The 10,853-nt window shown below is 46.2% G+C and carries 10 protein-coding genes; 6 read left to right on the top strand and 4 right to left on the bottom strand.

Going from position 1 to position 10,853, the window contains the following annotated elements; genetic code table 11:
* Positions 1-57 precede the first annotated feature (57 nt).
* From BIZ37_RS27010 to BIZ37_RS27000, 3 genes are all read left to right on the top strand, one after another.
* Positions 58-1,893, top strand: coding sequence for an ABC transporter ATP-binding protein (locus tag BIZ37_RS27010; protein WP_187464164.1), 1,836 nt, complete (start codon positions 58-60; stop codon positions 1,891-1,893).
* Positions 1,886-3,679: an ABC transporter ATP-binding protein gene (locus BIZ37_RS27005; RefSeq protein ID WP_187464163.1), complete on the top strand. Its 1,794-nt coding sequence runs from the start codon at positions 1,886-1,888 to the stop codon at positions 3,677-3,679. Before BIZ37_RS27010 ends, BIZ37_RS27005 begins: the two co-directional genes overlap by 8 nt.
* 94 nt (positions 3,680-3,773) lie before the next feature.
* Complete coding sequence (locus tag BIZ37_RS27000; RefSeq protein ID WP_187464162.1) at positions 3,774-5,249, top strand: glutathione synthase; 1,476 nt, start codon at positions 3,774-3,776, stop codon at positions 5,247-5,249.
* Between the two features lie 75 nt (positions 5,250-5,324).
* Here BIZ37_RS27000 and BIZ37_RS26995 read toward each other — a convergent pair whose 3' ends face one another.
* Positions 5,325-5,897 (bottom strand): DUF2913 family protein, encoded by a 573-nt coding sequence (locus BIZ37_RS26995; protein WP_107301125.1) that lies wholly within the window; start codon positions 5,895-5,897, stop codon positions 5,325-5,327.
* Between the two features lie 306 nt (positions 5,898-6,203).
* Positions 6,204-6,590 (bottom strand): hypothetical protein, encoded by a 387-nt coding sequence (locus BIZ37_RS26990; RefSeq protein ID WP_187464161.1) that lies wholly within the window; start codon positions 6,588-6,590, stop codon positions 6,204-6,206.
* 289 nt (positions 6,591-6,879) lie between these two features.
* Here BIZ37_RS26990 and BIZ37_RS26985 point away from each other — a divergent pair, with 289 nt between their 5' ends.
* Positions 6,880-7,785 (top strand): DUF2860 domain-containing protein, encoded by a 906-nt coding sequence (locus BIZ37_RS26985; RefSeq protein WP_255526926.1) that lies wholly within the window; start codon positions 6,880-6,882, stop codon positions 7,783-7,785.
* Between the two features lie 68 nt (positions 7,786-7,853).
* Here the strand turns inward: BIZ37_RS26985 and BIZ37_RS26980 are convergent, their stop codons facing one another.
* The gene (locus BIZ37_RS26980; protein ID WP_187464159.1) at positions 7,854-8,789 is read right to left on the bottom strand and encodes a LysR family transcriptional regulator; all 936 of its coding nucleotides are present in this window, start codon (positions 8,787-8,789) and stop codon (positions 7,854-7,856) included.
* Between the two features lie 283 nt (positions 8,790-9,072).
* Here BIZ37_RS26980 and BIZ37_RS26975 point away from each other — a divergent pair, with 283 nt between their 5' ends.
* The gene (locus tag BIZ37_RS26975; RefSeq protein ID WP_187464158.1) at positions 9,073-9,474 is read left to right on the top strand and encodes a helix-turn-helix transcriptional regulator; all 402 of its coding nucleotides are present in this window, start codon (positions 9,073-9,075) and stop codon (positions 9,472-9,474) included.
* Positions 9,475-9,550: 76 nt separating this feature from the next.
* On the top strand, positions 9,551-9,940 hold the full coding sequence (locus BIZ37_RS26970; protein ID WP_370577851.1) for a VOC family protein: 390 nt from the start codon (positions 9,551-9,553) through the stop codon (positions 9,938-9,940).
* Positions 9,941-10,018: 78 nt separating this feature from the next.
* On the opposite strand, the gene BIZ37_RS26965 is transcribed toward BIZ37_RS26970, so the two are convergent.
* Positions 10,019-10,853: class I SAM-dependent methyltransferase (locus tag BIZ37_RS26965; RefSeq protein WP_187464157.1), on the bottom strand; the 835-nt coding region annotated here is incomplete at its 5' end.

The raw sequence follows: 10,853 nt of genomic DNA, 5'->3' as shown, positions 1-10,853 counted from the left end.
GTAACAAAACCGCCTACAGGCACTGTAGGCAAGCTAGAGGTCTTAGTGAAATAGCACATGAATATTCTTTGGAAGTTGCGGGGCTACATAAAAATGTTTGCCCGCCAGTACTTGATTGCCATAGTGGTGTTGCAGGTTGTGGCATTGTTGAATTTGGTGCCTTCATGGCTCATTGGCCGAATTGTAGATCGTATCAGCTTAGGTGATCTGACGCTGTCAGTATTGATGGTGCACCTTGGCGGTATTGTCGCTGCCGCTATCGCAATGTACGGCCTGCGTTATGTTTGGCAGAGCCAGCTTTATGGTGCTGCAATTGGGATCACTAAGGTGTTGCGCCGAGATTTATTCCAGAAGTTTTCGACATTATCACCGTCGTTTTATTCCCGTCGCAGTACCGGCGATTTGATGGCGCATGCGACAAACGATCTCAACGCGGTTGAAGAAGCAACAGGTATGGGGATCATGACCTTGGTGGATTCAGTGATTGCTGGCTTCACCGTTATCTTCGGTATGATTTTTGTGGTCAGCGGCGAATTGACTGTCGTGGCATTGCTACCGTTTCCTTTACTGGTCCTTGTCACTAGCCGATATGGCACCAAGCTGCATAAAGCCTTTGGTCGTGCTCAGGCAGCTTTTTCGCATCTCAATGAAGAAACTCGCGAGACAGTATCGGGGATCAGGGCGGTTCGCTCTCATGGTATCGGCCGACGCCAAGAAAAACGTTTTGGGCAGACTCTTGATGAAACTTTGGATGCGAATTTAGCGGTAGCCAAAGTGGATGCGGCATTCGGGCCGACAATCCAATTGGTTTATGGCTTGTCCTTTGTGATTTCTCTGGGTTACGGCGCTTGGTTGATAAACCAAGGCAGTATCTCTGTCGGCTTGTTTACCACTTTTACACTCTACTTGGGCCAATTGCTGGGGCCATTCCTCCAGTTTGGTTGGCAGTTCAATGTCTTTCAGCGTGGCAGTACGTCATGGCAGCGTTTGGAGGCACTGTTCTCTGAACAAGAAGATGTTATTGAAGGGGAGACCGTTTTGCCTAATGGTGCTAAGTCCAACTTGGCAATTAGCATAAACTCATTTTCCTATCAGGGCGCAAACCGCCGAGCATTGGAAGACATTCAGGTTGATGTGGCAAACGGTGGATTAGTTGGAATCACTGGCCCAACGGGGAGCGGCAAAAGTACCTTGTTGCAGTTGGTGCTACGGCAGTTCCCGTTGTCAGCCTCATCGACTATCAGCATAGATGGCTACCCAGTTGATAGCCTGACCTTCGAATCATTGCGGAGCAAGGTAGCTTGGGTGCCCCAAAAGCCATTTTTGTTCTCAGGCACCATTGCCGAAAATATTGCGTTAGCTAACCCCAATGCGACGAAGGCTGAGATAGCGTTCGTGGCCGAGATGGCAGGGATCAAAGCGGAAATTGAGGCGATGCCTGATGGGTTTGATACCCAATTGCGAGAGGGGGGAAGCAATCTCTCTGGCGGTCAGCGCCAGCGCCTGACTCTAGCAAGGGCCCTGCTGTCGGATGCCGATATTCTTTTGCTTGATGATCCTTTTAGTGCGTTGGATATGAAAACGGAGGTCATTGTTCGTCAGAACTTGAAAGCACATTACGCACACAAAACCGTTTTATTGGTTACCCAGCGTTTGACCAACCTGATAGAAGCTGACCATGTGCTAGTGCTTAATGATGGTCAGGTTGAAGAGCGGGGTACGCATCATGAACTGGTTGCTAAACAAGGTTGGTATTCCACGGTTTATCAGCGCCAGAGTCAGTTAAGCCAACACCAGCAAGAGTACCAGCAAGGTGGCCGCTCTCAATTAGAGAGCGATACAAAAGCGGCAGAAATCGCCGAAGGTCAATCAGTAGGAGAAGTCCATGCTTAAACGATTGTTGGCGTATTCACTGCCTCATAAACTCCGCTTTCTTACGGCATTTGTGATGCTGGCAATTGCGGTGAGTGCTGAAATGGCCATTCCATGGCTGGCAAAAATTATCCTGGATGATGTCATTGTTCCGCAGCAGTTTGAATGGCAGCACTTGGCATGGTTAACCGGCTTGGTGATGCTGTTTTATGTCATATCGGCGCTCTTTACCTATTTGCAAGCGGTGACATTCCGGCACAGTGCATTATTGGTGGTAAAGGATGTCAGAAAAGAGCTGTTTAGCCATGTGTTGAATTTCCCGATTAGAAACTTTGACAAGCTACCGGCGGGGAAGTTGGTCTCTTATATAACCAATGATACCGAGTCGATGCGTGACATGTTTGTATCGACTATCCCGACCATTATTCAGGGCGGCTTGCGTATTGGCGCCATCTTTATTGCCATCGCCATACTGGACTGGCGTTTGATGTTGTTAAGCCTTGTATTGATCCCGGTGCTGTTGTTGACCATGCATTTATATCGCAAGATCTCGATGCCGGTATTCGACGGTATTCGTACCCAGGTGAGTAATATCAATGGCAAGATCAACGAGTCACTGCAGGGGATGGCCCTGATCCAGGCATTCCGGCAGGAAAGAGCGTTTGCCGAGAAATTCGAGCAGGAAAACCAGCGTTGGTTCCAGTTTAGAACCCGGTCCATTGCCATCGACAGCCTGATGCTACTGCCGCTTACACGCTTGGTGTCCACCTTGACTGCGGCGGGTATTGTTGCCTGGTTTGCTAATGGCTCGCTGACAACCGTTGTTGAGGTCGGGACGCTATACGCATTTCTCAATTATATTGAGCGCTTCTTTGACCCGTTCAGGCAGCTTTCGATGGAGCTGCGTAAATTACAGGTTGCAACGGTCGCCTCCAAGCGGGTGTTTGAGTTGTTGGATGATGAGTCCGAGCGGGAGCATCACTCGAAAGCCTTTGTTGAGGTGACTGAGCCGTATGATATCGAGTTCCGCAATGTAGACTTCGGTTACGAAGAGGATATTCCGGTACTGTCTGATGTGAGCTTTACAGCCAAAGGTGGAAAGTTTACCGCTATTGTTGGTCATACTGGCAGCGGCAAGAGTTCAGTGATTAATTTGCTAATGCGTTTCTATAAGCATCAGAAAGGGGAGATCTTGGTGGGTGGCCAGCCCATTGGCTCTTTACCAGACGCGCAGCTCCGCCAGATGTTTGGCTTGGTATCTCAAGACCCGACGATATTTAGTGGTTCGGTACTGGAGAATATTGACCTATCACACAACGAGTTGGATAGAGACAAAGCCACATTTGCAGCCAAGCAAGTCAAGGCGCATTCGTTTATCAAACAGCTCGCTGGTGGTTATGAGCATAAACCTAGTCACGGTGGTGCTTCGCTATCTGTCGGAGAAAAACAGTTGCTGGCCTTGGCAAGGGCGATCTCTCACGACCCGAACATTTTCTTGCTTGATGAGGCGACAGCCAATATTGACAGTGACACCGAAGAAGCGGTCAAAGAGGCATTAGAGAATATTCAGGATGGCCGCACTGTGATCACCGTTGCCCACCGCTTGTCGACCATTCAGAATGCCGACCAAATTTTGGTGATGAACAAAGGCCGCGTAGTGCAAAGTGGCAACCACGATGAGCTGATTGGCCAAGAGGGGGATTACCGCGACTTATACCTTGCCCAAAAGGCGCAGGAAGAAAGCGAACATCTGAGCAGTTCATTAGGTTTGACCCAAGATCAAATGACTAAAGCGTCGGCCGCATAATAGGCTGAAAAAAGTAGCAGTTAATAAAGCATATTGAAGGTTGGGTGGCCGCTTTAGCGGTGGCTCAATCGTTGAGTGTAAGAGTAGAAAAAGTATGACGAACGCAAAGCCGGTTCTCGCGAAGAACAGTTTCCTTTCTCAGCAAATCATCGAAGATGCCTGTGAGTGGGCAATAATGCATGGTGTTGCCTTCAGGCAGGCAGACAATACCGCAAGGCATTGTCCTTTCAGTATTGCGCCGATGACAATGGAGCGTGATGTCTATGAACACTTGCTGAAAGTGACCCCGTTGATCACCAAGCTAATCAGTCAGGTTTCTGAAGATCATGACTTCTTGCAACTATCACTGGGTAACATGGCCAAAGCGGATCCTTTCTTCGGCCGATTGATGTCTCTGCATCAACAGGCCCATGGCGATATGAGTGACAGGCGCTATCCTGCCCGCCAGCCGCTCTTATTGATGCGAACCGATTTTATGGATGATCGCCAACATGGTGCGAAAGTGATCGAATTCAACGGTATCGCTGCTGGAATGGGGCCATTTGGCCAACGGGCCACAGAATTCCATGCTTATATGCAAAGCCAGTGGCCAGAGACTTACCAAAATTGGCTAGAAGAGAGTAATGCCGTTCCAGCTCAAAACCAAGGGCTTGAGCAGTTGGCCTTGGCTATTGCCACATCTGCGAAAAAGATCCGGGCTGACTTTGATGAACAAGGAAAGCCGACCTTTTTGATGGTGGTGCAAAAGAACGAGGACAATGTCTATGATCAGCATTTACTTGAAGTTGCACTACAGAAGCTGGGGCTGCGCACTGTTCGTCGTACCTTTGAGCAACTGAGCAACCAACTTTCCACTGGCGATGGTCAGCGCCTGATGCTTGATGGCGTAGGCGCTGTGGATGTGGTTTATCTTCGGGCTGGCTATCAGTATTCAGACTACTGTGCACCTGAGCTTAATGAACCTATCTGCTGCCATACTTTGAGCCAGACACGACTGTTCATCGAACAGCACCATGTTGCGGTCAATGCCACGATTAGCCAACAATTAGCAACCAGCAAATCGATGCAGATGTTACTGACAATGATGCCAGCAGAGGACTATGCCCGATGGGGGCTGAGCATTGAAGAAGCACAGTTGGTCAAGAGCGTGCTGGCTGAGATGAAGCCAATCAATAGCGCAACGATCGAGTGGTTCAATACCCAAGCTACCAAACATGAGTGGGTGCTCAAAAACCAAGGTGAAGGAGGAGGCCACTGTGTCTTTGGTGAAGACATCACCGACAAACTCAGTCAGATAAACCCGCAGGAGTATGATGCCTGGGCGCTGATGCAACGTTTGTACCCGCATGAACGCGAAGTACCTACTGTTGCTGTACGTGATGCTGAGCAAACGCTGGTTGAGGATTTGGTCAGCGAAATCGGCTTATTCACCGCTTATTTTAACGGTGAGCCGGCGACTCAGCTTGATGGTTATGCGGGGTATTTAATTCGCAGCAAACCGGCCAGTGAAAACGAAGGGGGGATCCATAGCGGTAAGGGGATCCTCGATTCACTAACTCTGGTTGAATAAAACTATCGGTGATTATTCAAAGTAATAAAACGGGGAGGCAGTCATGCCTCCTTTTTGCGTATCAGGGGCAAAGTACTAAAGCCTGAACAGCTCAACGCGAAGGTGGCTTTCATCTTCGTAAGCGATAACCGATTGGAAGTCATCACACTTATCGATAACAGCCGAGAAAGTGTCTTTGTCATCAGTACTACCAATGAACAGGATCTGGGTCGATTTAGTCATCAAGCCTTCTTCGTCGAAACTGGCTTTCAAATCTTCATCCACCACGCAGACCAATACCTTCCCATAGCGGGCATTCAGGTCAATTTTGTGTGCTTGTGAATACTGCACTTTGGTTTTCAGCTGAGATTCAATGTCATCAACCAAACCGACAAAGCGGTACAAGTCGGTGGAGCAAGTCTGGGTGAGTTGCTCTACTTCGTTGCTCAGTGTGGTTTCCAAATCACCCTCAGGGTGTCGGCCAACATTGATCCACTGTTTAGCTGTTTTTTTGATTGCTCGGTATCTATTGGATTTAGCTATACGTTTGAAGTACTTAACTAAAATATTATTTCTTTCAGCTAAGGTAAGGTGCTTGTCCAGTTTCTGAAATTCGAGGTGCAATAAAGCGTTGGTACTAACATCTAGCAACTGCTGGGTTTGGTTCATTAACGTACTATCCAAATCTCTACAAGATTATCGGGACCATTATATCGAACTTTGAAAAAATTTTTTTACATTTTCTCAGATAAAATAGTCCTTAAAGGAATAAGGGACTTTTTAGAGCTTGATTGAATGGCTCCATGAAAAGGTACTCCCTGCGACACGTCGCTAATAATGTACAATAATTAAGCAATTCAGCTTGGGGAGAAGCCGTGTTTGGGGATGATTTCGCGGGGATAATGCCAATATAACCAATGAGGGTAAGTTGGCATTAAGGCGGAAGGGTTGCGAGGAGTGAATACGTTAGATTGCTTAATAGTAATCAAGCGCTAATTCATCTTGTAGTCGTTTGTGAAAAATTGACTTCAAAATTTCACTCAATTGAACATTATTACTCAAGTCATTTATTTTGAGTTTATCAATCCAATAAATATCTGCGAGGAGGTGTATATCTTTGGCAAGCTCAAATAAACTGGAAATGGATAAGTCATTTATATTCATGCCCCAAGCTGGCGTAATATCCATTGTAATGATTCTTTTTGACAAAGTTTCTTCATTAGTTTGTTGGAATTTTGAGTGGGACTTGTCAACCAATATTATTTCACACTTACCTTGGCCTTTATCATCAATATTATAAAGGCGGTCGTTGATGTAAATGTTAATGCTGTTATCTTTTTCAAGTGAACCATAGAATGACATTTTTTATTCTCTACTGTCAGTATGTTGTTGAAATAAAGCTAGCATTACCTGTATACATCTACCATGAATAAGAGAAATTCAAAATTGTTATCGATGTAAATGACAGTTCTTATCTGGCTTTTTTATGTAGTGACCAGAAATGAATATCTGTTAAACGTAGTCATCTCATGCTGGCTGCTTAATATTGCCACCAGAAATTATTTCCGCCTATTGAAAATTAATATAAATAGAGATGATGATGAAAAATTACCTTCTATATACAGCAGCTGCGCTTACAGGTTTCTCGACAATGACTTTTGCTAATGAGACTTCCCAGTTGAGTGGTGAAATTATAGTGACTTCGGGGTATATGTCGACGAACTCGAACTTGAGTACTGATGGTAATGCTCGTTTAAATGACTTGAATAGCAAAGGTTCCCATACCGATGATTTTATTGCCGCTCCCCTCGGAAGCCTGACTTATCGATTGGGTGATGATAATAACCAGCGAGTTTACCTGGGTACCTCAAGGGATGACCTAGCGGTGGGTGACTTGGCCTTTGAGGTCGGCTACCAATACGATTTTGCCAATGGAACCCAACTGGATGCAGCCTTCTTGCCAACGGTAGTCTCGGGTGAGGTGTGGGCTAACCCATATCAAACAGGAAGTAATCGACAAAAAACAGATATTGAAGGTTATGCGTTTCGTGTGAAGCTCAATAATATCAATAACTCTGGTATGTCGCTCGATATGGCGTATGCCACCGCTGAGGTGGATGACGAGCAAGTAACAGAACAGGCGTTACGCCGTGACCATGATACTTACTATATCAAAGGCTCACACACAACGATGCTCAGCAACCGCTCAGGCTTAGTCTCTTCCGTGTCGTATACCCACCGGGATGCCAAGGGCAAAGCGGAGACATTCGATCAATATAAAGCAGAGGTGACGTATTTTACGTCTGTCGATGCACACAGTTTAGCTTTGACGGGCGGTTATGCGTATCGAGATTACGAGGGTAACAACCCTATTTTCAACAAAGAACGCACGGACAACCGCTACAAAGTCTTTTTAGCCTATGAGTATGCTGATTTTGCCGGCTGGGAAAACTGGAGTTTGGTGTCGTTGGCAGGGGCAAATTTCAACACCTCAAACATTGATTTCTATGAGAGTGAGGAATACCTGATGACAGTGGGTATGAGCTATCAATTTTAATTATTGAGGCTCTATTAAAAAGCAGGTAACTACTCACTAACGCTGGTTACCTGCGGAATGAGTAGCTATTAGGCCATATCAGGTTGAACTACGCTATCGAAGAAGGTTTGCATGGTTTGGTGAAGGTGCTGGTTGAGCGGGTAGCCACGTTTGGACTGAAGGTAGCTTCCCGATATGCTGAACTCCGTTAAATGCGCTGGCATTTTAGGTAATGGATAGCAGGCCAATTTATCGCTCAAGTTCATGAGGTAACTGCTACTGAACTTGATGGCATCGGAATTCTCTAGCTTAGTAATAGCAATGGGTATACTGTGTGTTCTGAGGGCAATTTTGGGCGTGAGCCCTTTGTCTAAATAGAGTTCATCAAAGGGGTCGTGTTTCAAGTTTATTGCATCGGAAACGAGCTTTACTACCGGAAGGTGAGCGATAGACTCCAGTTCGCTGGTTTGACTCAAAATCGGGTGGTCCTTCCTTGCAAGCAAGCTTACTTTTAGGCTGCTGAGGTGGTGAGCATAAAGGTCTTGAGGCAGTGGGTAAGCTGAAAAGTGGATCATATAATCGATTTTACGATCGAGAATGTCCTGCAACGAGCCTTCTTGCCAATAAATGAGCTCTAGACAAGCATTAGGAAGTGCGTCATTGAGAACCCGGTATATACCTTGGCCAAACGTTTCAAGAAGGCTTAACTCGATGGCGATAACAATTTTTCCACTATATTCGAGCGGGTTAAAGCTCTGGTATGAGTCGAGCACATTGGCAAAAGGTGTCAGCATGTTTTCAGCCGCTTCTGCGAGTCTCTCGGCCAGCTCTGAAGGTTCGACGCCATGGGCTTTGCGGATAAATAACTGGTCGCCAAATGTTTCGCGCAGTTTTGCCAACCCTCGGCTGACACTGGTTTGAGAAATTCCGAGCTTTTCTGCGGCAGTCGACGTGTTGCGTGTTTCTACCACCACACGCAGTAGTTTAAGGAGATTAAGATCAAGATCCTCAAGATTGGTTTTCATCTGCGCTGTCTACTCCATGGCCATTTTCCAATATGAATCTGTTACTAACATAGCACAACCTGATTGATTTAATAGATGAGTATTCAATGTGTTAGTGACAATTGATTAGGGTGGGATATTCAAACTCTCTCCTATTTAGGTTAGAAAATTATGCAGACTATTTTCTGTATGTGGTTTCTTTATTGATATTTCCAATGCGCTGATTATTAATGGCTTTATTCAGGCCCTTTAGTAGTCTCAAACATGTTAAAATAAAGCATACCCTTCACAGCAACATAAGCAGATGCCGACTTCCCCAAAGACATACTATGAACTAGAGATAGATCGTTTATACAGCGAATTACCGCTACGGCCAAAACCGTACGTCCTTATTAGGCAGTCCAAAGCGTATATGGAGAAGTACCACTCGGAAAGGGTTGAGTTAAACGACTTAGCTGAAGCTGCTTTTATGTCTCGCTTCCACTATGTGCGAATTTTCAAGCAGATGTATGGGGTCACGCCGAGAAACTACCTTCGAGATTTGCGTATTTCAAAAGCCAAAGCACTGTTAAGGCAAGGAAACCCCATAACCCAAACTTGCTTTGACGTGGGCTATGAAAGCTTAACGACGTTCTCCTCAGTATTTAAAAAGTGCACGGGGTATTCGCCAAGAGAGTTTCAAAAACGACAGACAAAAGTGGGATAAAAGCAATCTGGAATAAGTTTTTGGGCGATGGTTTGGCTATCTTTGAGGTATTCCAAATCAGCAAAGGCGAATATCAGTGATCAAAATCTGCCTCACTAGCGTTCCGGTTGAAGATCAAGATAAGGCATTGAACTTCTATACCAATATTTTAGGATTTATCAAGAAAGCAGAAGTCCCCTTAGGCGAGCACAAGTGGTTAACCGTTGTCTCTCCACAAGAGCAATCTGGGGTAGAGTTATTGCTTGAACCCATGGCCTTTGAGCCAGCCAGGCAATACCAACGTTCATTGAAAGAAGCAGGGATCCCTTGGACCTCTTTCGCTGTCGATAACATCAACAAAGAATACGAACGGCTGACAGGGCTGGGCGTTCAATTCTCGATTCCTCCAAGAGAAGCGGGGCCAGTCATGATAGCGGTGCTAGACGATACCTGCGGAAACTATATCCAGTTGATGCAGGAGCTATGAGGCAAAGCTATTGTGAAATAACAAATACAAAAAAGGGGCGATTCAATTGCCCCTTCCCCTGTTTATTTCGCTGTGCTGCTATTTGTGGCCGATAATCACTGCCATCTCATCGCCCTTGGCGAAAGGCTTGCCGCGTAAGTCGCTGTAGGTGGCCTTTACTTGCAACCCATGCGGCTCAAGCTCCGCTTTTAGCATGTCCAGTGTAAAGTGCTGCAGCCAGTTGTAGACCGTCCACTCTCTTTGCGCTTCACTGATGACATACTTGTCCAGTGTGACGAGATCATCACCGTAAGTGAAGGAAGATTGGATACACCAGTACTCTTCAGCGCTCCAAAAACCATTTATCGAGTTCTTGGCTAGGGTTAGCGACTCAGTTTGTTGTTCAAACCTTTTCGCGGTATAGACGTCTAGTGCAATTACCCCGTTTGGCGCAAGTAACGACTTGAATTTACCCAGCAAGGTAGAGCGTTGCGCTGGGTTTAGCGCACAAAAATCGCACATCACCATGGAGATTAAATCAAACTGGCGTGAGTCACTGTAGTCGAGGTAATTCCCTAGGTGGTACCCGATATCTAAATTGGCTAACTTGGCTTGTTCAGTCGCGTGCGCAAGTGAGTTTTGCGAGAAATCGAGCCCTATGACGGTTCCTATTCCCTGTTTCTTCAGGCGCTGGGTATACAAGCCTGGGCCACAGCCAAAATCGATGGTTTTGGATGATTGACCTAGGTCGAAGGTTGAAACCAACCAGTTTACCGACTCATCGATAAAATCAAACGAACGGGACGCCGCCTCGATCTCTGGGTTAAGGTGGTAGGCCAACATATGTTTGGCGATATGGCTATCAGCCCACAAGACATCGGCGGTGTAAGCAGACCAAACAACAGGCTTTGCTGTTGCTGCATTGAGTTTGTTG

The sequence above is a fragment of the Photobacterium sp. BZF1 genome (genome assembly GCF_014349205.1).
Lineage (GTDB): Bacteria > Pseudomonadota > Gammaproteobacteria > Enterobacterales > Vibrionaceae > Photobacterium.
The sequence above is the reverse complement of the archived record's forward strand: the minus strand, read 5'-3'. Positions and strand labels throughout refer to the sequence as shown.

Coding starts and splice junctions, on each gene's coding strand:
- BIZ37_RS27000 (WP_187464162.1), top strand. CDS start 3,774: ATGACGAACGCAAAGCCGGTTCTCGCGAAGAACAGTTTCCTTTCTCAG.
- BIZ37_RS27005 (WP_187464163.1), top strand. CDS start 1,886: ATGCTTAAACGATTGTTGGCGTATTCACTGCCTCATAAACTCCGCTTT.
- BIZ37_RS26990 (WP_187464161.1), bottom strand. CDS start 6,590: ATGTCATTCTATGGTTCACTTGAAAAAGATAACAGCATTAACATTTAC.
- BIZ37_RS26975 (WP_187464158.1), top strand. CDS start 9,073: ATGCCGACTTCCCCAAAGACATACTATGAACTAGAGATAGATCGTTTA.
- BIZ37_RS26985 (WP_255526926.1), top strand. CDS start 6,880: ATGACTTTTGCTAATGAGACTTCCCAGTTGAGTGGTGAAATTATAGTG.
- BIZ37_RS27010 (WP_187464164.1), top strand. CDS start 58: ATGAATATTCTTTGGAAGTTGCGGGGCTACATAAAAATGTTTGCCCGC.
- BIZ37_RS26995 (WP_107301125.1), bottom strand. CDS start 5,897: ATGAACCAAACCCAGCAGTTGCTAGATGTTAGTACCAACGCTTTATTG.
- BIZ37_RS26980 (WP_187464159.1), bottom strand. CDS start 8,789: ATGAAAACCAATCTTGAGGATCTTGATCTTAATCTCCTTAAACTACTG.